Below are 20,583 nucleotides of genomic sequence, written 5' to 3' on the forward strand. Positions count from 1 at the left end.
CCGAGCCCTCTAGACCAGTACTTCCACCGGCGCGGGATGGCTGAGGAAGGCGGTCGGACTGGCCGTCAGACCGTAGGCGCCGGCTTGGAACAGCACGATCAGGTCCCCGACGTCCGCCGCCGGGAGGTCGACGTCGTCGCCGAGCAGGTCCAGCGGCGTGCAGAGGCATCCGACCACTGACACCTTGCCCGCGGCGGTCTCGTCGATCCGATTCGCCACCGCGAGCGGGTAGTTGCGGCGGATCGTCTGTCCGAAGTTGCCCGACGCCGCGAGCTGGTGGTGCAGTCCGCCGTCGACGACCAGGAACACTTTGCCGCGTGACTCCTTGCGGTCCAGCACCCGCGTGACGTACACACCGGCCTCGCCGACCAGATACCGGCCCAACTCGACCGCGATCCGCGCGCCGGGCAGCGCGGCGGCGACCACGTCGGTCAGCTTCGCCAGGTTCTCCCCGATCGGCGCCAGGTCCAGCGCGGTGTCCCGAGCGGTGTAGGGGATGCCGAAGCCGCCGCCGACGTTGACGTAACGCACCGGCGAGGGCGCGTGCTCGGCGAGTGCGACGACCAGATCGACGGTGCGGCGCTGTGCCTCGCAGATCTCCTCGGCGCGCAGATTCTGCGAGCCGGCGAAGATGTGGAAGCCCTGGAACTCCAGGTCCTCCCCCGCCATCAGGCGCAGCAGATCCGGCACGCGTTCGGAGTCCACGCCGAACTGCTGCGGACCTCCGCCGAGCCGCATCCCCGAGCCGCGCACGGCGAAATCGGGGTTCACCCGGACCGCGACGCGCGCCGCGACACCGATCTCGGCGGCAGCCGCCCGGACCCGGGTGAGTTCGAGCTCTGATTCCAGCTCGACGGTGACCCCGGAGGCCACCGCTTGGCGGATCTCGGCGACGGTCTTGCCGGGCCCGGCGAAGCTCACCTTCTCCGGGCGCACCGGGGTGTCCAGCGCGGCGCGCAGCTCCAGACCCGAGGCGACGTCGAAGCCGTCGACCAGAGCGCTCAGGTGGTGCAGCAGCGCCGGCATCGGGTTGGCCTTCACGGCATAGCTCAGGTGGACGCCGGCCGGCAGCGCGTGCCGGACGGCGGCGAGCCGGTCGGCCAGGAGGCCGCGGTCGTAGGCGAAGAACGGCGTGGCGCCGACGCGGGCGGCCAGGCGCTCCACCGGGACGCCGCCGACGGCGAGCGCGCCGCCGGCCCGGCCGAAGCGCGCGGCGAGGGCTTGGGTCAGGGTCATACCGCCACTGTCCGAACCCCGGCGCCGCGGGTCAATGCGCGCGGATGGCCGGTAACGGCGTCAGGAAGCTGACACCGAACGCCCATTGTCCCGGGCCGGGCGGGCGGGGATCGTCTTACCATGCAAGCGCGACGCGGGGGTGCCCGCCGGTGACCGGGACGACCCAGGACACGAAGACCGCGGCGCTGGGTCTGGGCCAGCGCTACATCTGGCTGCGGCACCACCAGCTCCCCGCCGAGGCGCGCCACGACGCGCACATCGTCACCCGCTTCCCGCTGCCGCCGGGACTGTCCGTGCCGCAGATCCGCACGGCGCTGGGCCATCTGGTGCGCCGGCACGAGGCGCTGCGGACCACCTACCACCACGACGCCGACGCCGATCCGTGGCAGCGCGTGCACCCGGCCGGCCCGGTCCGGCTGGTGCAGGCCACGGTCGAGCAGGACGGCACGCCGCCGCCGGCCGCCGTGGTCCGGGAGCTGTCCACGGCGCCGTTCGACCTGGCCGCCGACTGGCCGCTGCGGGCGTGTGTCATCACCGAGGGCGGCGCGCCGCGCCAGCTGGTGGTGGTGATGAACCACATGGCCTTCGACGCCTGGAGCGTGGACCGCTTCGAGCGGGAGCTGGAGGTGCTCGGCACGGCGCTGGCCACCCGCCGCCCGGCCAGTCTGGAGCCGGTCCGCTACCAGCCGCTGCACCTGGTCGGGCACGAGAGCGAGACCGGGTTCCAGGACCGGCACGAGCAGGCCGCGGAGTTCTGGCGGGAGCAGGCGGCGCGGCTGAGCTCTGATCTGTTCGCCCGGCGCCGCAGCGACAGCCCGGCGGCTCCGAGCGCCGCCACGCTGACCTCCCCCGCCGCCCTGGCCGCCAGTCGGCAGCTGGCGGACCGGGCCGGTCTGTGGCCCTCGCTGGTGCACGTCGCGCTGTTCACCGCGCTGACCGCCGCCTACACCGGCGACTGGCTGGTCCCGCACTGGAACTTCCACGGCAACCGCGGCGAGGACGCCTTCAGCGACGTGCTGACGTGCCGGTTCTCACCGCTGCTGATGATCGTGGACGGCCGGGACGATCCCTGTTTCTCCGAACTGCTGCGCCGGGTCGCCGAACAGACCGAGGCGGTCCGGGACCACTCCGCGCTCGGCTACGACGAGATGCTGGAGATCCTGGCCTGCGCCGGCGCGATCCGCAGCCGGGACCTGCGGGTCGGCTCGGAACTCAACTTCCTGAGTCACGCAGCCCACGAGGCGGGGGTGAAGCGCACGACGTTCGTCCGCAATCCGGCGCCGACCGCGTGGGCCGCGTTCGGGTCGGACACGTATCTGCGGATCACCGAGCTGCGCGACGCGGTCTCGGTGAATCTGCAAGCCTCCGGCGCGGTGATGGACGCCGAGACCGTCGAACACTTCCTGCGCGGCTACGAGGCGGCGCTGCTGGCCCTGGCCGAGCCGGGGACGGATCTGCGGATCAGCGAAATCAAAGCCCTGATGGACTTCGGCAAGCCGGCGGCGGCCGCGCAGGACCACTGGCCGGACAAGACGCACGAGGCGGCGGACATCGCCGCCGGGGAATCGGTCGACGCCGAGACGCTGCTGGAACTGCGCGGCGCCATCGGCCGGGCGATCGGAGTGTGTGCCGACATGCTCGATCTGGACTCCGCCTACGTCCCGAACGGCGGCCGGGTGCTGCGGCTGCCACGCGTCTTGGACCTGTTGCACGAGCGCGGCTACGACGGTCTGACGCTGCGCGATCTGGCCGGCGGGACGCCGTTGCGGGTGCTGGCCAGTCAGCTCTCGAGGAACCGGTCGGCCGGGACGAGCGGGCCGGATGGACCGCCCGACCCGCCGCCGGACACGACGAGCGCCGCCGGATAGCCGGGAGCGGCGGCGAACCAGCGGACGGGCAGCGCCGCCGGGAAGCCCGCCGAGGGCGCCGAGGACCGGGCCGTCGCGCCGTCCACCAGGACGGCGCGCAGCCCGGCGACCCCGGCGCCGTCGGCTTTGACGTAGGCCTCTTTGGCGGTCCACAGCCGGAAGAACTCGCGCCGCCGCGCCACGCCGTCCAGGACCGCCAGCCGCCGGAATTCGGCGGGCTGGAACATCGTGCGGGCCATCGCCAGGCAGTCCACGTCCCGACCGTCCCATTCCAGGTCCACGCCGACGCGAAAGCCCGGTGGCGCAACGGCGATCAGCGCCCAGCGCCCCGAATGGGACAGATTGAAGTCGGGCGGCGGATGCTCATCGCAGGGCACGATGATCGGCCGACCGCCGTCCTCGGTCCCGAGCACGACTTCCTCCGGGGCGAGACCGCAGGCCTCCCCCAGCACCGAACGCAGAACGGCGCGCGCCACCGCGAAGCGACGCCCTTCCTCAGGGCTCGCATAGCGGGCGGCGCGCGCTCGTTCGTCGTGGCTGAGCCACCGGTGCGGATCCCCGTCCTGGTCCAGCGCGGCGCGCCAGAGGCGGACCGCGGTCACAGCCACGGGGTCACAGCCACGGTGTCAGGGCCTCCAGCAGGTACTTGTGGGTGATCCGCGCTTGTTCGAACACTGCGAAGTGCCCTTGGCCCACGGTGTGCAGGACGAACTCCCCGCCGGCCTGCTCGCGCCAGGCCGCGGTGGCAGCGGCGCCGGCGCGCGGGTCGCCGTCGGCGTGCAGCACGGTCAGCGGCAGGTCCAGCGGCGGCTCGGAGGGGTAGCGGTAGGTCTCCTTCACCTCCAGGTCCGCGCGGATCGCCGGCAGGATCAGCCCGAGCAGGCCCGGGTCGTTCAGCAGGCTTTCCGGCGTCCCGCCGAGGCGCCGCAGCAGCGCCACGACTTCGGCGTCGGAGGCTTCGTGGACGTTCGGCAGGAGACTGTCCCGCACCTGCGGCGCGGGGCAGCCCGAGACGAACAGGTGCAGCGGCATCTGTGCGTCCCGGCGGCGGAGTTCGCGCACCGCTTCGAAGGCGGTCAGGGCGCCGAGACTGTGGCCGTACACCGCGTACGGCCCGTCGGCGCTGTCCTGCAGCACGTCCGCGATCTCGGTCGCCATCTGCTCCATGGTGCGGATCGGCTCGTCGCGGAACCGCGCCTCGCGCGCCGGGGGTTGCAGCGGGCAGACCGCGACGCCGGGCATGGCGCCGATCCAGGGCCGGAAGGACGACGCGCCGCCGCCGGCGTGCGGGACGCAGTACAGCCGGACCGCCCCCGCTGGGCGCGGGAACGGCAGCCAGCGGTCGGTGGCGGTGGTCATGCCCGCTCCGCCGCGCCGGGACCGAAGACGCGCTCGGTTCCGTCCTCGTCGACCGTCACCAGCTTCACGTAGGGAGCCGGCGGCTGCAGGCGCGCCATGTCGGCCTTGAGCACGGCGAGCTTGCCCTGGCGGTCGATCTCGGTGAAACCGGCGAAGGCGTAGGTGATCTGCATCATCCGGTTGCGGCCGGTCTCGACGAAGTCGGCGTGCAGCTCCGCGCCCGCCTCGTTCGCCAGTCCCATGACATGGTTCAGCAGCACCGAACCGACACCGCGGGACATGACTCGGCAGGACATCAGAAGCATCAGCAGCTTCCAGACGCCGTCCTCGCCCTTCTCCACCAAGGTCAGGCCGACCTTGCCGTACGTGCCGAACTTGTCCTCCAGCGAGGCCACCAGCAGCAGGTGGTCGTCGGACTCGCGCAGTGCGTCGAGCTCGTCGTAGGAGTAGGTGCGGCCGGTGGAGTTGAGCTGGTTGGTGCGGATCGTCAGTTCCTCGGCGCGCTGCAGGTCCTCGGTGCGGGCCGGGGCGATGACGAAGGTCATGCCCAGGCTCGCCAGGAACTCGTCGTTCGTGCCGGAGAACTCGCGCTCGATGTCGTCGCGGGTGGCCTGCGCCAGGTACATGTGGCGGCGCTGGGCCGACTCGTCGGTGACGAAGCGCGGGTGGAACTCCGGCCGGGCGAGCTGCTCGGCCAGGTCCGCGACGTCCACGCAGAGCACGTCGGGCAGCACGTGCGCGACCTCGGCGAGCTCGAATTCCTGGTCGTCGACGAAGGCGAAGGCGTCCACGCCGAGGTTGAGCGCCTTGGCGATGTGCGCCACGGACTCGGATTTGGCGCCCCAGCCGATCTGCGGGTGCAGGAACATGTCCCGCAGCCCGAACGCCTCCAGCTTCGCCAGCGCGGTCTGCGGGTCGTTGCGGCTGGCGATCGAGTGCAGGACGCCGAGGCCGTCGAGCCGGTGGATCTGCGCGACCACATCCGAGCGCAGGACGACGTTCTCGTCCTCCAGCAGGACGCCGTCCCACAGGGTGTTGTCCAGGTCCCAGACCACGCACTTGACCCGGCCCTGCTTGGGCTTGGTCATCGCCTGCGCGGTCTGCGCCTCGATGCTCTCGGCGGTCGTGGTCACGACACCCCTCCCCGGAAGGCCTCGCCGGCGATGGTCAGCTGCTGGACCTCGGTGGAGCCCTCGATGATCTCCATGATCTTGGCGTCGCGGTAGAAGCGCTCGACCGGGTAGTCGGGGCTGCATCCGTTGGCGCCGTGGACCTGCACGGCCTCCGCGGCGTGGCGGGCCGCGGCGGTCGAGGCGAAGTACTTCGCGATCCAGGTCGCCATGATGGTCGAGGGCTCCCCGGCGTCCTTCAGCCGTCCGGCCTCCTCGCACAGCAGCCGCGCCGCGCGGGCGTCGGTGACCATGTCGGAGAGCTTGGCGCGGATCTGCGGCAGTTCGGAGAGCGGGGCGCCGCCGACCTTGCGCGCGGCGGAGTACCCGGCGCAGGCGTCGACGCAGGCCTGGATGATGCCCACCGAGCCGGTCGCCACGCTGTAGCGGCCCAGGTCCAGGGTGCCGGTGAGCACCATGCCGGCGGTGAAGCCGCTGGGCCCGAGCAGGGCGTCCGGGCCCAGGTCGACGTCCTGGAAGGAGATCTCGGCGAGCATCGAGGCGCGGGTGCCGAGCATGCCGTCGATCGGCAGCATGCTGACGCCGGGGGTGTCGTGCGGCACCAGGAACGCCGCGATGCCGGTGCCGACGCGCGCGAACACCAGCAGCAGGTCGGCCCGCTGCCCGTTGGTGATCCAGCGCTTCATGCCGTTCAGCCGCCAGCCGCCGGCGTGCGGGACCGCGGTGGTGGCGATGCCGGCGGTGTCGCTGCCGGCGCCGGGCTCGGACAGGCAGAACGCGCCGAGCACCGCGCCGCGGCTCATCGCCGGCAGCCAGCGCTCGCGCTGTTCCGGGCTGCCCCAGCGGTGCACGGCCCAGGAGGCCATGGTGTGCACCGTCAGCAGGCTGCGCACGGAGGAGCAGCCGCGGCCGACCTCCTCGTGGATCGCGCCGAGCGTGACCATGTCCAGGCCGGCGCCTCCGAACTCCGGAGGTAGGAACGGCGCCCACAAGCCTTCTGCGGCAAGGCGTTCCAGCAGTTCCTCCGGGATGCGGCCGTCGCGGTCCCACTCGTTGGCGCACGGCACGATCCATCTGTCCACGAACGCCCGCGCCGAGCCGCGGTCGGGCGTCCCGAGCGCGGAGCGCTCGAGATCGGCGACGGTCATGCGAGCACCTTCTGCCGGCCGACCAGGTCCGCCATCAGCTCGACGGTGCGGAAGCTGTCGATCTTCAGCTCGTCGTTCGGGACGGTGATGGAGAAGGTCTTCTCGATGAACATCACCAGTTCCATGGCGAACAGCGAATTCACGAATCCGAGGGCGAAGATGTCGTCGGAATCGGTGATCTCGGCCTGCGGGAAACGGCCGTGGATGAACTCGGATATCTGCTTCTTGGTCTGGATCGACTCGGACATTGCCTTTTCTCCTTGGCGTCGTGTCTTCAGTTCGCGGAACCGGCGGAGACCAGCCGGCCGGAGGGGTCGTAGTCGTGGAAGCCACGGCCGGACTTGCGGCCGTGCAGCCCGGCGTCGGTCATCTGCTTCAGCAGCGGGCACGGGCGGTACTTGCTGTCGGCGTAGTGCTCGTACAGCACCTCGACGCTGTACAGGATGGTGTCCACGCCGATCAGGTCGGCGGTCTCCAGCGGGCCCATCGGGTGGCCGAAGCAGCTGCGGAACACCTCGTCCACGTCCGCGGCGCTGGCCACGCCCTCGTGGACCAGGAAGGCCGCCTCGTTCACGGTGAGCATCAGCACCCGGTTGGAGACGAACCCGCAGGAGTCCTTGACCTGCACCGCCTTCTTGCCCATCGCGGTCAGCAGATCGCGGGTGCGCTCCACGGTGTCCGGGCTGGTGTGGAAGCCCGGGATCAGCTCCACGGCGGGCTTGGCCGGCACCGGGTTCATGAAGTGCACGCCGACCACCCGGTCCGGGCGGCCGGTGACCGCGGCGATCTTGGTGATCGGGATCGCGGAGGTGTTCACCACGAACACCGTCTCCGGTCCGCACGCGGCGTCCATCTCCTCGTGGACCGCGCGCTTGACGTCCCAGTTCTCGGTGACGTTCTCGATCACGATCTCGGCGCCGGCCACCTGCTTGGCGCCGACCCCGGTGGTGATCCGGGCCAGCACGGCGGCGGCGTCCACCTCCGGGCCGCCCATCAGCCGGCTCATCCGGCAGTTGCGCTCGATAAGGGTCAGCGCCTCGCGAAGCGTCTCCTCGTCCTTGTCGACGAGGATCACGTCGTGCCCGGTCTGCGCCAGGTTCTGCGCGACCCCGACGCCCATCACGCCGGCGCCGACGACACCCACCAGAGTCATGTCAGTCCCATCTCGTCTTCGGATTCCACTTGCGATGTCCGCTCCCGGAGCAGGGCGCGGTCGAACTTGCCGTTGGCGGAGCGCGGGAGCCGGTCCAGGAACGCGATCCGCCGCGGCAGCATGTAGGTCGGGAGGGCTGTCCGCAGCGCGGCCAGCAGCGGCGCCGGGTCGGCGCCGGTGTCCGGGACGGGAGCGGCGAACAGCACGATGTGCTGCCCCAGCGCCTCGTCCGGCACGCCGAACGCGGCGGCTTCGGCGACGAGTCCGGTGGCGTGCGCCGCCTGTTCCACCTCGGTCGGGCTGACCCGGTAGCCGGAGGTCTTGATCATCTCGTCGGCGCGCCCGCGGAAGTAGAGGAAGCCGTCCTCGTCGCGCACGGCTCGGTCGCCGGACCACACCGCGGTTTCCTCGCGTGCCGCTCCGGCCGCGCGGGGCAGTGAGCGGTAGCGTTCGGCGGTCCGCTCCGGGTCGTTCCAGTAGCCGAGAGCCACCAGCGCGCCGCGGTGCACGATCTCGCCTTCCTCGCCGGCGGCGCAGGGCGTGCCGTCGGGACGGACCACCAGCACCTCGGCGTTCGGGATCGCCTTGCCGATCGAGTCCGGGCGGCGGTCGATCTCGGCGGGGTCGAGGTAGGTGGAGCGGAAGGCTTCGGTGAGCCCGTACATCAGGAACGGGTCGGCCTTGGGGAAGACTTCGCGGAGGCGGTCCAGCGTGGTGCGCGGGAGGTGGCCGCCGGTGTTGGCGAAGTAGCGCAGGTGCGCCGCGGACTCCTCGGGCCAGTCGGCTTCGGCGAGCTGCATCCACAGCGGCGGCACGCACGTCAGGGCCGTGACACGGTGCTTGGCACACAGCCGGACCACTTCGCGGGCCAGCAGGAAGTTCACCAGGACCACGTGCGCGCCGGCGTGCAGCGCGGTGGTCACCTGGCTCAGCCCGGCGTCGAAGCTCAGCGGGAGGACGGACAGGACCACGTCGTCGGCGGTATGACCGAGGTAGCCGGCCACGCTCTCGGCGCCGGCGAGCAGATTGCGGTGGGACAGCACCACGCCCTTGGGCGTGCCGGTGCTGCCGGAGGTGTAGAGGATCGCGGCGATGTCGGCGTCGACGACGGTGACAGGGCTCTGCGACTCCGGCTCTGCCATCTGGCACAGCTCGGTCCAGGCGGTCACGGCGGTGGCGCCGTCGTGGTCGCCGGTCTCGGCGCGGCTTCCGACCACGACGACGTGCGCCACGGACCCGGGCAGGTCCTCGCGGACGGTCTGCAGCCGCTCGGGGCTGGTCAGGACCGCCCGCGCCGTACAGTCCCCGGCGATGAAGCCGACCTGTCCGGCCTTGAGCAGCGGGTTGACCGGCACGACGACCAGACCGGCGGCCGAGGCGGCGAACAGCGCCACGACCGTCTCCAGCCGTTTCTCCAGGTAGATCAGGACCCTGTCGCCGCGCTCCAAGCCGAGCGCGCGCAGGCCCGCAGCCGCAGCACCGACCTGCTCGGCCAGCCGGCCGTAGGTCAGGGTGCCGTCCTTGAAGGTGACGGCCGGGCGCTCGGGGTCGCCGCGGCGCACCAGGTCGTCAAGCCGCGTCAGCACCGCTACCGACCAGTGCGCTGACCGCCGCCCACAGCGAGCCGACGGTGGCGAAGGTGGCCTCGTCCAGGATCTCGTCGGGCAGCTCCACCCCGAACTCGGCCTCGACGTCGGAGAGCAGCTGGACCACGGCCATGGAGTCCAGGCCGAGCGCGGCCAGGTCCTCCCCGGCGCCCAGCGGCCCGGCGCCGGCGTAGGGCAGGTGGGGCCGCAGCAGCTCCTGGAAGGGGAGCGGGATCTCGGTCTCTTGGGATGTCAACGTGCCACCTCATCTCGGACGGGGCGCTCGGCACGGCGCCGGCCGCGGACGGATCACCCGGCCGCGATCCAGTGTGTGCGCAAAAACCCGGGGGCGCCGATGGCCGGACGGTGACAGGTTGTCCCTGCCCGAACCGGTCAGCGCCCGGTGATCGGCGGTCGCGGTGACAGCCGCCTTCGACCGCTTGATCAATGGCCTGATTCGCTGCTGAGGGGTCCGGCGCGGGTCGTAGGGGGATACTGACTCGCGCCGGACAGCTCCGGCCGCGCGACGGGGGGCGCCGCGACCGGAGCGCTTGGTGGGGCGGTGCGGCCGGTCGGCTCAAGCCGTGGCGACGGCGGGCGCGCCCTCCGGCTCGGACACGACCATCGCCGGGGACGTTCGGCGCACCTTCTCCAGCACGGCGTCCACCGACAGCGGACCGGCGCCGACGATCGCGATCATGAGGAACGCCCAGGAGAACATCGCCGCCGGCTCCCCGCCGTTGGCGATCGGCAGCAGCGCCTTCTCGGCGTGCACGGAGAAGTACGCGTACGCCATCGTCCCGGACAAGATGATGCCGGAGACCCGCGTCACCACCCCGAGCATCACCAGCACCCCGAACGAGAACTGCAGTAGCGCGGCGACTCCGCCGGGCCACACGGTCGGCGACACCGTGTGCCCGCCGGTGGCCTTCGCCGGCCAGGAGAACAGATTGCTGGCGCCGTGGCACGCCATGAGGAAGCCCACGACGATCCGAAAGAGCGAGGTGCCGTACTCCGGCACGGACTTCAGGTTGCGCATTCCTTCTCACCACTTCCTGGTAGATCCGGAGTGTCACGGGGACCGCCGTCACGCACCCCGGAGGCGGGGGAACGGCGCCTGACAGGGACCCAGTCTCGGCACAAAACAGGCAGCCGCCGAGCCCCGCGCGCTGACAGGTTGTGGACGTCGGAAGCGGCCAGTGTTCGAGGCCTGATGTACCGGCGGCAGGCGATCGGGACCCGGCGGCGCGGCGCGGGCGGGTCTGACCGCTGGCGCTGATTACTGTGGGTGTCGATCATGGAGGGCGCCGTCCGCCATAAAATGTCCTCGGCGACCACCGCCGGCATCCGCTCGAGAGGCACGCGCCCGTCCATGAACATCGGCAGCTACTACGAACCGGCAGGCGAGAACCGCTACAAGCCCACCGCGCACGCCGGCGGCGCGTGGGACCCGGCGGAGCAGCACTTCAGCCCGCTCGGCGGGCTCGTGGTCCACGCCATCGACCGGTTCGTGGCCGGGCGGCCGGGCGAGAAGCTGGTGCTCTCGCGGATCAGCTACGACATCCTGGGGCGCCTCGCTCTCGACGAGTGCGAGATCCGGGTGGAGACGCTGCGGCCGGGGCGCACGATCGAGCTGGTCGAGGCGGTCGTGCTCATCGGCGACCGGGCGGCGGTGCGGGCTCGGGCTTGGTTGCTGAGCTCGGGGGACACCAGGGCTGTGGCCGGTGGGGACGAGGGTGGCGAGGATGGCGGGGGCAGGCTGACGCCGCCGGAGGAACTCGCCTCGTGGTCGCTGACGGACGTGTGGCCCGGTGGCTACATCGCCTCAGTGGACGTCCGTCCCGTCGCACCGCCGCGCCCGGGGCGCACGACCGCCTGGATCGGCACCGGTCTCGACCTCGTCGCGGGCGAGGCGAGCAGCCCGCTCGCGTCCTTCGTCGCGCTGATCGACACCGCCAACGGCATCGCCGTGCGGCAGTCTCCGACCGAGTGGATGTTCCCGAATGTCGACCTGACCGTCCATCTGCACCGACAGCCCGAGGGGCGGTGGACGGGCTTGGACACGACCGTGTCCTTCGGCCCGACCGGTCAGGGCGTCACATCGACCGTGCTGCACGACGTGGCGGGTCCGGTCGGGCACGCCGAGCAGATGCTTACTGTTCGGCCTTTGTGACGCCTTCAGCGAGTCTCGTCTGAATGACCGTCTCGGAGGTCAGCGTCCGGTGCACCGGGCACTTGTCGGCGATCTCCAGGAGCCGGTCCCGCTGTTCCCGCGTCAGGGGACCGTCGAGGCGGATCGTCCGGTCGATGCGGTCCACGAAGCCGGTGGTGGTTTCGCACTCCTCGCAGTCCGTGGCATGGATCCGGTCGTGGTTCAGGGAGACGGTCACCTTCTCCAGCGGCAGGTTCTTGCGGGTCGCGTACAGCCGCAGCGTCATCGAGGTGCAGGCGCCCAGCGCCGCGAGCAGGAGGTCGTAGGGGTTCGGGCCGGTGTCGCCTCCGGTCGGGACCGGTTCGTCGGCGACGATGTGGTGCCGTCCGGCGGTGATCAGCTGTTGGAGCGGTTCGGTGCCGGTCTCGGTGACGGTCACCGAGGTGTCCAGGGTGGCCACCGTGGAGGGCTCGGGCTCGGGAAGATAGCGGCTGACCCACGCGGCCAGGACCGTCGCGGCGTACTCCGCGTCGCGCCGCCGGGTGAGCAGGTGGTCGGCGCCGTCCAGCGACACGAAGGACTTCGGGTGGCGCGCGGCGTCGAAGATCTGCCGGGCGTTGTCGACGCCGACCGTCTCGTCCTGCGGGGAGTGCATGACCAGCAGGGCGGCCTTCAGGTCGTGGATGCGTTCGGCCTGCGGCTGATCCGCTATGTCGGCCAGGAAACTGCTGCGGACGCAGAAGTCGCGCCCGCCCAGCGTCACCGTCGCCTCGCCGTCGCGCTCGATGGTGTCGCGGGCTTCGCTGAGCAGGTGGGCGATGTGGGAGGGGTCCGCCGGTGCCCCGATCGTCACCACGGCGCGCACCTCGGGGATGCCGTGGCGGGCGGCCAGGACCGCGGCGCCGCCGAGGGAGTGGCCGATGAGCAGGCTCGGCGCGCCGTACTCGGTGCGCAGGTGGTCCGCCGCCGCGACCAGGTCCTCCACGTTGGAGGTGAAGCCGGTGTTCCCGAAGTCGCCGTCGGACTGGCCCAGGCCGGTGAAGTCGAAGCGCAGCACCGCGATGCCGTGGTCGGTCAGCGCGCGGGCGATCCGCGAGGCGGCGACGGCGTCCTTGCCGCACGTGAAGCAGTGGGCGAAGATCGCGTACGCCCGGGGCGCGGCGCCGTCGGGCAGCTCCAGCCGAGCGGCGAGGGCGACGCCGCCACCGCCGGGAAAGGTGACCTTGAGCGAGGTGGACATGGCATCAAGCATCCCCGACCGGGCTGCCGGACGCCGCATCGCCCCGGCAAGGCGAAGACGCGAGCCGAGACTCTGCGACTCAGTGCATTGACACCGGGCCGCCGTTGGAGGCGATCTTCTCGATCTTCCCCGTCTTGTCCGGCGGGTCGATCGCGGCGACCATCCAGACCGCCTCGATGGTGAAGCCGCCCTGGAAGGAGGTGGCGCCGGCGATCTTGGCCCAGCCCTGGTCGTCGACGGAGAAGGTGCGCCCGGACTGCGAGACGCGCAGGGAGAACCGCGTCCCGTACAGCGTCAGCTCGCCGCCGTTCTTCAACGGCAGGTAGGTCGGCGCGGGGTTCAGTTCCGTGGAGATCGTCATCGCCACATCGGCCGGCGAGACTTCGTCGTTCTCGTTCTGGATCCATTTCAGCTCGGCGAGCGTCACGTCGTCGTTCAGGAACGCCGAGTCGGGCTGGCCGGCGTCGTTGTCCGTGAGCGTGCCGCGGTCGGCGGCCGCCACGCCGACCGTGTCGAGCGGCAGCTCGTCCTGCTGGGTCGCGCCGTAGTCCAGCAGACCGTCGGAGCCGACGGCGAACGCCGGCCACTGCTGGCCGGACAGGAGCACCACGACGCTGTCCGCGAGCCACGGCGCCCGCGTGGTCCTGGCTGAAGTGCATCAGGAACGAGTTGCTCGGCGCACCGGACTGCACCGCGGTGGTCGTGACGAAGAACGCGCGCGGATAGCCCAGCGAGCGCGGGATGTAGAACACCGGCTTGTTCAACGCCATCGGCACTTTGTCCTGCTTCGCCCTATCGCCGCCGATGCCTTGGGCGTAGAGCAGGCTGGCCTGGTCCACCGCCAGCAATGATCCGCTCTCGGCCTTCGCGATCTGCGCGGTGTCCAAGGCGCCGTTGGCGTTGTTGTTCTGCGTCTCATACGCCTTCAGCGCCGCCGCGGCCTCGGCCTGCGACACCGTGGCGTCCCGCGCGGCCGAGGTACTCGGCGAGCCCGAGGTGCTCGGCGAGCTCGGGGACCCCGAGGCGAGCGACTGGTTCGTCGGCAAAGGCTTCGAGCTGAAAAACGCGGTGGGCGAAGGCTTCCCGGTCGCACCCACCGTCCCAGAGCTGGAGCATCCGGCCGATGTCAACGCCAGCGCCATACCCGTCACCGCCACCAGAACCGGGATGCGCCCCGATCCCCCACGGCCGACCGTTCCCCACCTAGGCATGGCTCTCCTTGCACTGTCCCCACACGGAGAGCGCAGGTTACTGCGGCAGCGCCCCGGCCGGGACGGTACTTCCTACGGCATTGCCGCCGGCAGCCGAGGGCGACTGAGGAGCAGGTATGCCGTCCATGGACGCCAGCATCGCCTCGCGGGCTCCGGCGAACTGCGCCCGCACCCCGACGCCGATGCCCGCCTTGACGTTCGGCGAGTCCTTGTACATCACCGCCTCGTTCCACGTCGGCGGCGCCTTGGGCGCCTCGCCGCCGGGAGCGGTGGACGCGGCCAGCACCCACGCCGCCTGCCGCGCCGCGCCGATCGCCATGATCTCGCTGCCGCCGAGCATCACCGCGCCGGTCGGGCGGCCCGAGCCGGGGCGCGGCACGCCGGTGGCGTCCAGGGCGGCGAACACGCCGGTGGAGGTCAGGCCGCCGCCGGGTCCGTCCTCGAAGGAGGCGGACACCGCGACCGCGACCGGGACGCCGAAGATCGCCGGGGCTATCAGCCGGACCGCGTCCAGCCGCGCGCCCTTGCCGGTGAGGATCACGCGCCGCAGCGGCGTGCCGACCGCGGCCATCTGCGCCCCCAGCGCGTCCAGCCCTTCGGCGATCCCGCACAGCATGCCCTCGACCGCCGCGCGCGCCAGGTTCGGCGCGGTCATCCGGGCCAGCCGCAGCCCGGTCAGCGAGCCGGGCTGGCCGGCCGTCGGCGGCACCAGGACGACGCCCTGCGCGCCGGGCGTGGACTCCAGCGCGAGCCGCGAAAGCCCTTGCAGATCAACACCGGTCATCTTCGCGGCGGCCTCCAGCGTTGGCATCGCCTCGCCGGTGCGGGCCATCGCCAGGAAGCCGCCGGTGGCGTCGGCGAACCCGGAGACCGTGCCGCTGGGGTCGGCGATCGGGCGCTCCAGCCCGCCGGCGAACAGCGTGCCGGTGGCGCCGACGCTGATCACCACGTCGCCGGGTTCGGCGGACAGCCCGAGCACCTGCGCCATCGCCGAACCGGTGCCGGGGGCGACCAGCACGCCGGCGTTGGTGTTCCCGGCGGGCTCGACCGGGCCGAGCACCCGCGGCACGGCGACCTCGCGGCCGAAGGCGTGGGTCAGCAGGGCCGTGCGGTAGTCGTTGGAGAACGGCGACCAGTAGCCGGTGCCGGAGGCCTCACCGCGGTCGGTCACCGGTCCCCCGGCGCCGCCGAGCAGCAGCCAGGTGAGCCAGTCGTGCGGCTGCAGGACGGCGGCGACCCGCGCGGCGTTCTCCGGTTCGCGCTGGGCCAGCCAGCGCAGCTTGGCTATCGGGAAGGCGGCGGTCGGCACCGAGCCGACCGCGGCGGCCCAGGCGCCCGGACCGCCGCCCTCGCCGACCAGGTCGTCGGCGGAGTTCGCGGCGCGGTAGTCCGTGGACATCAGCGCCGGGCGTACCACGCCTCCGGCGTTGTCCAACGCGACCAGCGCTTGGCGCTGCCCGGAAACGGCGACCGCCTGGACGCCGTCCAGGATGTCGCCGTCACAGGCTTTGACAAGAGCGTTCCACCACTCGCGCGGATCGTCCTCCCCGGCGGCGGCGTGGGCCACGGCCGCCTTGCGGATCACCTTCCCGCTGAGGGCATCGCAGACGACGACTCGAGTGGTGCTGGGCGAGGAATCGATACCCGCGACGATCGGCATGACGCCAGATCATGCCGTATGAGCCGCGCGCCGGAAACAGGTCCAGCCCAACCTGTTCCGACACATTCGACGCGGTTCGGTTTCCTGCCGGTGACCCACCGCTATCGCAGGTAGTCAAGCAGCTGATCGGCGTAGGTGTGACCGCGCAGCTTGGCCAGGGTCTTGGCCTCGATCTGCCGGATCCGCTCGCGCGTGACGCCGAAGGTGCGCCCGATCTCCTCCAGAGTGTGCGGCTGGCCGTCGGTGAGTCCGTAGCGCAGCTGGACCACGCGCTTCTCGCGTTCGCCGAGGGTGGACAGCAGCGCGTCCAGGTGCTCGCGCAGCATCACCACGGCGACCGAATCGGCCGGGGAGACCGCGTCGGCGTCCTCGATGAGGTCGCCGAGGGCCACGTCGTCCTCTTCGCCGACCGGCGCGTGCAGCGACACCGGTTCCTGAGCCAGGCGCAGGACTTCCACGACCCGCTCGACCGCGACGCCCAGAACCTCCGCGATATCGTCCGGTGTCGGCTCGACTCCGTTCTCCTGCAGCAGCCTGCGCTGCAGCCGGACCACGCGGTTCATCAGCTCGACCACGTGCACCGGCACCCGGATGGTGCGGGCCTGGTCGGCCAGCGCCCGGCTCATCGCCTGCCGGATCCACCAGGTCGCGTACGTGGAGAACTTGTAGCCGCGGGTGTAGTCGAACTTCTCCACCGCGCGGATCAGCCCGAGGTTGCCCTCCTGGACCAGGTCCAGGATCGACATGCCACGGCCCAGATACCGCTTGGCGATCGACACCACCAGGCGCAGGTTCGCCTCGATCAGCCGGCGCTTGGCGGCCTGGCCCTCCAGGACCAGGATGGCCAGCTCGCGCCGCAGCTGCGGCTTGAGGTGCGTCTGGAAGGTCAGCTTCTCCTCGGCGAACAGCCCGGCCTCGACGGCTTGGGCGAGTTCCACCTCCAGCACCGCGTTCAGCAGCGGCACCCGGCCGATCTCCCGCAGATACTGCCGGAACAGGTCGCCGGCCGGTCCGGCGGAATCGGCCCAGGCGTTGACCTTCTGGTCGGCCTCGGCTTCCTTCTCCGGCTCGGTCTCGGCCTCCTCCTCCAGCGCCGCTTCGAGCTCTGCGATCTCCGGCGCGGCGGGGCCGGGGATGCGCAGGGGACCGAGTTCCTCCTGGTCACCCAGACCGACGGCGGTCCTGGCCTCAGCCACGGACGGTGCGCCGGTGTGGGGGGCCGGCGCGACGGCGTCGAGGAGGGCTACCGGTCCCTGTGCGACAGCACTGTTCACGACAAGCTCCAAGGTGGGGGTTCGCGACGTCTTCGCCACACGCTTACCCCGCGCACCGCAGAGCTATCCCAGATAACGGAAACTGAACCGAGATCGGTGCGGGAAGAATCAAGATCGGCGTCGCCCGCCGGTCACGGAACCGTGACCGTTACGAGACTTCCGCCAGGCCACGCTTGTATTGCTCCAAGGCCACGAGTTCGCCGAAGAGTTTGTTGTATTCCTCTTGCCCGGTCACCGGATTCAGCCGCTGGAGCTTGGATCTCACGTCCTTGATACGCCGGTCGACGGTGTGGACGCGCACCCGGGTCATGACTTCGGCGACATAGCGTTCGTCGGCCTTGCCGCGAAAATGCACCGGCTCCACGGTCAGCTCGGTGATCAGCCCGCGGATGGCGTCGTCAGGAGCCTGATCTTGGACGCGGCCGGTCCAGTTGTTGTCATTTCCCGCAGCGCATCCCCCGCTCGCGCGTACCGCGGCGCACACCGCGGCATAGGCGGGAACGGTGAACTCCTCCGGCGCCAGACCGTCGAACGTGGCACCGGCGAGTTGCGGGAATTGCAACGCCATCTTCACCGCTTCGCGCTCGGCGCCGGCGACCGGATCCCGTTGTCCTCGGCCGGGCACGGTCGCGGCCTCGGCGCCGAACAGGCCGTCCTGGCCCGGCGAGCTGTAGCCGCCGCCGTAGCCGCCGCGGTCGTTCCGTCCGCCGCCGCGGTCCCAGTCGTCGCGTCCGCCGCCCCGGCCGCCTCCGCGTCCGCCGCCGTACCCGCCCTGGCCGCCCTGTCCGCCCTGTCCGCCCCCGTAGCCGCCGCGCCGGTTGTTCGAGCCCTGATTCCCCCGGCGGTCGTTCCAGTCGCCGCCACGGCCGCCTGAGGGCCCTTGGCCGCCGCTGGGGACCGAGACCTCCGGCCGGATGCCGGAAGCCGCGAGCAGACGGCGCACCGCCGACTGCACGTCGCGCTCCTCCAACCCGAGCCAGCCGGCCAGCCGGCGCGTGTAGTCGTTGCGCAGCGCCGAATCGCGGATCTTCGCCACGATCGGCGCGGTGGTGCGCAGGGCGTGGACGCGGCCCTCGGACTCGTCGAGGTTCTGCTTGGCCAGCTCGGCGCGGATCACGAACTCGAACAGCCGGGTCCGGGTGGCGACCAGCTCGCGCACCGCCGCGTCGCCCTTGGCCAGACGCAGATCGCAGGGGTCCATGCCGCTGGGCTCGACGGCGACGAAGGTCTGCGTGACGAACTTGTCCTCGTCCAGATAGGCGCGCATGGCCGCCTTCTGCCCGGCGGAGTCGCCGTCGAAGGTGAAGACCACTTCGACGCCGAGGAACTGGTTCCGGTCGGCCAGCAGCCGTCGCAGGATCTTGATGTGCTCCTCGCCGAACGCGGTCCCGCAGGTCGCCACCGCGGTCGGGACGCCGGCCAGATGGCAGGCCATCACGTCGGTGTAGCCCTCGACGACGACCGCGCGCTCCTGCTTGACGATTTCTCTCCGCGCCATCTCTAAGCCGTAGAGCACCGAGGACTTCTTGTAGATCGGTGTCTCGGGGCTGTTGAGGTACTTCGGGGTGTCCGGGTCGTCGGTGAGCCGCCGCCCGCCGAAGCCGATCACGTCGCCGGACAGGTCGGCGATCGGCCACATCAGCCGGTTGCGGAAACGGTCCATCGCCCCGCGCCGGCCTTCGGAAGCAAGGCCGCCGGTCAGGATCTCCTTGTCGGTGAAGCCGCGTCCGCGCAGATGCCGGACCAGCGACTCCCAGGACTCAGGGGCGAAGCCGACGTGGAACTGCTCGATCGCGCCGGCGTCGAACCCGCGCGCGGCCAGAAGCTCCCGGGCGTGGGCGGCGGCCGGGGTGGACAGCTGGTCCACGAAGTATTCGGCGGCGGCCTTGTGCGCCTCGATGAGCCGGGTGCGCTCGCTGCGCACGCCCTGGTTCGTGTAGCCGCCCTCGGTGTAGCGCAGCTCGATGTTGTACTGCCCCGCCAGCCGCTCGACCGCCTCGGGGAAACTGAGGTGGTCGTACTCCATGACGAACTTCAGGACGTCGCCACCGACCCCGCAGCCGAAGCAGTGGTAGAAATTCTTTGCCGGGCTCACCTGGAAGGACGGCGATTTCTCGTCGTGGAAAGGGCACAGGCCCTTCAGGTTTCCCCCGCCGCCGTTGCGTAGTTGGACCACGGCGCCGACGACATCGACGATCGACGCCGCCTGGCGTACTCGGTCGATGTCTTCGTCTTTGATCTGTCCAGCCACAACCAGAGTTTAGCTGCGCCGTCAGACCGTTCCGAGTCTCCTGCTCAGGGCGTACGCGGCGTCGTCGGTCAGTGACGCCACCTGGTCCACGACCACGCGCAACCGGGTGCATTCGTCGGTGGCGTCGGAGTACCAGGCGCGGAAGGAGGGCTCCAGGTGCTCCGGATGCGCCGAGAGTCCCTCGGCCAGGCTCGTGACCAGTTCCCGTTGCAGGCGGCGGCGCTCGCGGGCGTCGTCGCGCTGCATGACGTAGAGCGCCGTGACCGCTTTCAGCAGCGCGCACTCCAGCCGGGTCCGGCGCGGCACGACCAGGTCGGCGGCGTAGCGGGTCAGCGGCCCGGTGACGTAGGTCTCCGCTTCGCGATCGGCCGCGGCCTCGCGCGTGGCGGCCGCGGCGGACTGGCAGAACCGGCCGATCAGGCTGCTGGTGGTGTTCTTCAGCGCGGCCTGCGCGGCGAAGGAGCCGTCGTAGTCGCCGGGCCAGTAGTCCAGGTCCATCAGCCGGAACAGCGCCTCGGACAGCTCGTCGGCGCTGGCGCCCGGGGCGTAGCGCATCTCGGTGAGCTCGAAGAGCTCCGCCTGCTCGGTCAGCGACAGCAGCGCCTTGGGGACCAGGTAGCCGGCGTGCAGGGCGTCCTCGAGATCGTGGACCGAGTACGCCACATCGTCGGACCAGTCCATCACCTGCGCCTCGAAACAGCCGCGGCCGGGGACGGCGCCGGTGCGCATCCACTCGAAGACCGGCTCGTCGTCGGCGTAGACGCCGAACTTCGCCGTGCCGCGCGCCTGCCCCTCGGCGCGGGTCCACGGGTACTTCGTCGCGGCGTCCAGCGCCGCGCGCGTCAGGTTCAGCCCGCCGAGCTCGCCGTTCGGGCCCAGTACCTTGGCCTCCAGCCGGACCAGGATCCGGAAGGACTGCGCGTTGCCCTCGAAGCCGCCGCATTCGGCCGCGGCGAGCGCCAGCGCCTCCTCGCCGGTGTGGCCGAACGGAGGGTGACCGAGGTCGTGGGACAGGCAGGCGGTCTCCATCAAGTCCGGATCGGCGCCCAGCTCCTTGCCCAGTTCCCGGCCGATCTGCGCGCACTCCAGGCTGTGGGTCAGCCGGGTGCGCGGGCTGTCCAGGTAGGCGCCGAACGCCGAATCGCTCGACCCCGGCGCGACCACCTGGGTCTTGGCCGCCAGCCGGCGCAGCGCCGCGCTGTGCAGCACCCGGGCCCGGTCCCGCTCGAAAGCGGTGCGCCGCACGTTGCTGGGGTGGTCCGGGAGGTGGCGTTCCCGGTCGGCGTCGCTGTAGGCATCGGTCACCGCCCCACGG

Annotated in this window: 18 protein-coding genes; 2 read left to right on the top strand and 16 right to left on the bottom strand. The window is 71.4% G+C overall.

Annotated elements, in window-relative coordinates; all coding sequences use genetic code 11:
- Nucleotides 1-9 precede the first annotated feature (9 nt).
- Nucleotides 10-1,236 carry a pyridoxal-dependent decarboxylase, exosortase A system-associated gene (locus tag CACI_RS34685; RefSeq protein ID WP_015795564.1) on the bottom strand — a complete coding sequence of 409 codons (1,227 nt, stop codon included), beginning with the start codon at nt 1,234-1,236 and terminating at the stop codon, nt 10-12.
- A gap of 149 nt (nt 1,237-1,385) precedes the next feature.
- Between CACI_RS34685 and CACI_RS34690 the strand changes: the two genes are divergently transcribed.
- On the top strand, nt 1,386-3,104 hold the full coding sequence (locus CACI_RS34690) for a condensation domain-containing protein (protein ID WP_015795565.1): 1,719 nt from the start codon (nt 1,386-1,388) through the stop codon (nt 3,102-3,104).
- On the opposite strand, the gene CACI_RS34695 is transcribed toward CACI_RS34690, so the two are convergent.
- The 9 genes from CACI_RS34695 to CACI_RS34735 form a co-directional block, all read right to left on the bottom strand.
- Nucleotides 3,017-3,706: a 4'-phosphopantetheinyl transferase family protein gene (locus tag CACI_RS34695; RefSeq protein WP_049871811.1), complete on the bottom strand. Its 690-nt coding sequence runs from the start codon at nt 3,704-3,706 to the stop codon at nt 3,017-3,019. The genes CACI_RS34690 and CACI_RS34695 overlap by 88 nt on opposite strands.
- 10 nt (nt 3,707-3,716) lie before the next feature.
- Nucleotides 3,717-4,463 carry a thioesterase II family protein gene (locus CACI_RS34700; RefSeq protein ID WP_015795567.1) on the bottom strand — a complete coding sequence of 249 codons (747 nt, stop codon included), beginning with the start codon at nt 4,461-4,463 and terminating at the stop codon, nt 3,717-3,719.
- Nucleotides 4,460-5,596, bottom strand: a complete 1,137-nt coding sequence (locus CACI_RS34705) for an HAD-IIIC family phosphatase (protein WP_015795568.1) — start codon at nt 5,594-5,596, stop codon at nt 4,460-4,462. Before CACI_RS34705 ends, CACI_RS34700 begins: the two co-directional genes overlap by 4 nt.
- Nucleotides 5,593-6,741 (bottom strand): acyl-CoA dehydrogenase family protein, encoded by a 1,149-nt coding sequence (locus CACI_RS34710; RefSeq protein WP_015795569.1) that lies wholly within the window; start codon nt 6,739-6,741, stop codon nt 5,593-5,595. Before CACI_RS34710 ends, CACI_RS34705 begins: the two co-directional genes overlap by 4 nt.
- Entirely contained in the window at nt 6,738-6,989 is a 252-nt protein-coding gene (locus tag CACI_RS34715; protein ID WP_015795570.1) for an acyl carrier protein, read from the bottom strand. The genes CACI_RS34710 and CACI_RS34715 overlap by 4 nt, the downstream gene beginning before the upstream one ends.
- Nucleotides 6,990-7,015: 26 nt before the next feature.
- Nucleotides 7,016-7,894, bottom strand: a complete 879-nt coding sequence (locus CACI_RS34720; RefSeq protein WP_015795571.1) for a 3-hydroxyacyl-CoA dehydrogenase family protein — start codon at nt 7,892-7,894, stop codon at nt 7,016-7,018.
- Nucleotides 7,891-9,480 (bottom strand): acyl-CoA ligase (AMP-forming), exosortase A system-associated, encoded by a 1,590-nt coding sequence (locus CACI_RS34725; RefSeq protein WP_015795572.1) that lies wholly within the window; start codon nt 9,478-9,480, stop codon nt 7,891-7,893. Before CACI_RS34725 ends, CACI_RS34720 begins: the two co-directional genes overlap by 4 nt.
- Nucleotides 9,464-9,736: a phosphopantetheine-binding protein gene (locus CACI_RS34730; RefSeq protein ID WP_015795573.1), complete on the bottom strand. Its 273-nt coding sequence runs from the start codon at nt 9,734-9,736 to the stop codon at nt 9,464-9,466. The genes CACI_RS34725 and CACI_RS34730 overlap by 17 nt, the downstream gene beginning before the upstream one ends.
- A 321-nt stretch (nt 9,737-10,057) precedes the next feature.
- Nucleotides 10,058-10,519, bottom strand: a complete 462-nt coding sequence (locus CACI_RS34735; protein ID WP_015795574.1) for a DoxX family protein — start codon at nt 10,517-10,519, stop codon at nt 10,058-10,060.
- Between the two features lie 333 nt (nt 10,520-10,852).
- Between CACI_RS34735 and CACI_RS34740 the strand changes: the two genes are divergently transcribed.
- On the top strand, nt 10,853-11,653 hold the full coding sequence (locus tag CACI_RS34740) for a thioesterase family protein (protein WP_041543073.1): 801 nt from the start codon (nt 10,853-10,855) through the stop codon (nt 11,651-11,653).
- Here CACI_RS34740 and CACI_RS34745 read toward each other — a convergent pair.
- The 6 genes from CACI_RS34745 to CACI_RS34775 all read right to left on the bottom strand — a co-directional run bounded on the left by CACI_RS34745 (nt 11,634) and on the right by CACI_RS34775 (nt 20,573).
- Nucleotides 11,634-12,872: a bifunctional alpha/beta hydrolase/OsmC family protein gene (locus CACI_RS34745; RefSeq protein WP_015795576.1), complete on the bottom strand. Its 1,239-nt coding sequence runs from the start codon at nt 12,870-12,872 to the stop codon at nt 11,634-11,636. The genes CACI_RS34740 and CACI_RS34745 overlap by 20 nt on opposite strands.
- 79 nt (nt 12,873-12,951) lie before the next feature.
- Nucleotides 12,952-13,482, bottom strand: coding sequence for a hypothetical protein (locus CACI_RS34750; protein WP_015795577.1), 531 nt, complete (start codon nt 13,480-13,482; stop codon nt 12,952-12,954).
- 638 nt (nt 13,483-14,120) lie between these two features.
- Complete coding sequence (locus CACI_RS34760; protein WP_015795578.1) at nt 14,121-15,743, bottom strand: FGGY family carbohydrate kinase; 1,623 nt, start codon at nt 15,741-15,743, stop codon at nt 14,121-14,123.
- A 101-nt stretch (nt 15,744-15,844) separates the two neighbouring features.
- Nucleotides 15,845-17,017, bottom strand: coding sequence for an RNA polymerase sigma factor (locus CACI_RS34765; protein WP_015795579.1), 1,173 nt, complete (start codon nt 17,015-17,017; stop codon nt 15,845-15,847).
- 148 nt (nt 17,018-17,165) lie between these two features.
- Nucleotides 17,166-19,268 (bottom strand): DNA primase, encoded by a 2,103-nt coding sequence (gene dnaG / locus CACI_RS34770; RefSeq protein ID WP_015795580.1) that lies wholly within the window; start codon nt 19,266-19,268, stop codon nt 17,166-17,168.
- Between the two features lie 21 nt (nt 19,269-19,289).
- On the bottom strand, nt 19,290-20,573 hold the full coding sequence (locus tag CACI_RS34775) for a deoxyguanosinetriphosphate triphosphohydrolase (protein WP_015795581.1): 1,284 nt from the start codon (nt 20,571-20,573) through the stop codon (nt 19,290-19,292).
- Nucleotides 20,574-20,583 lie beyond the last annotated feature (10 nt).

Source organism: Catenulispora acidiphila DSM 44928, assembly GCF_000024025.1.
GTDB lineage: Bacteria > Actinomycetota > Actinomycetes > Streptomycetales > Catenulisporaceae > Catenulispora > Catenulispora acidiphila.

Excerpts from the sequence above, each read along its gene's own strand:
- CACI_RS34685 (WP_015795564.1), bottom strand. The coding sequence starts at position 1,236 with ATGACCCTGACCCAAGCCCTCGCCGCGCGCTTCGGCCGGGCCGGCGGC.
- CACI_RS34700 (WP_015795567.1), bottom strand. The coding sequence starts at position 4,463 with ATGACCACCGCCACCGACCGCTGGCTGCCGTTCCCGCGCCCAGCGGGG.
- CACI_RS34710 (WP_015795569.1), bottom strand. The coding sequence starts at position 6,741 with ATGACCGTCGCCGATCTCGAGCGCTCCGCGCTCGGGACGCCCGACCGC.
- CACI_RS34715 (WP_015795570.1), bottom strand. The coding sequence starts at position 6,989 with ATGTCCGAGTCGATCCAGACCAAGAAGCAGATATCCGAGTTCATCCAC.
- CACI_RS34720 (WP_015795571.1), bottom strand. The coding sequence starts at position 7,894 with ATGACTCTGGTGGGTGTCGTCGGCGCCGGCGTGATGGGCGTCGGGGTC.
- CACI_RS34735 (WP_015795574.1), bottom strand. The coding sequence starts at position 10,519 with ATGCGCAACCTGAAGTCCGTGCCGGAGTACGGCACCTCGCTCTTTCGG.
- CACI_RS34740 (WP_041543073.1), top strand. The coding sequence starts at position 10,853 with ATGAACATCGGCAGCTACTACGAACCGGCAGGCGAGAACCGCTACAAG.
- CACI_RS34745 (WP_015795576.1), bottom strand. The coding sequence starts at position 12,872 with ATGTCCACCTCGCTCAAGGTCACCTTTCCCGGCGGTGGCGGCGTCGCC.
- CACI_RS34760 (WP_015795578.1), bottom strand. The coding sequence starts at position 15,743 with ATGCCGATCGTCGCGGGTATCGATTCCTCGCCCAGCACCACTCGAGTC.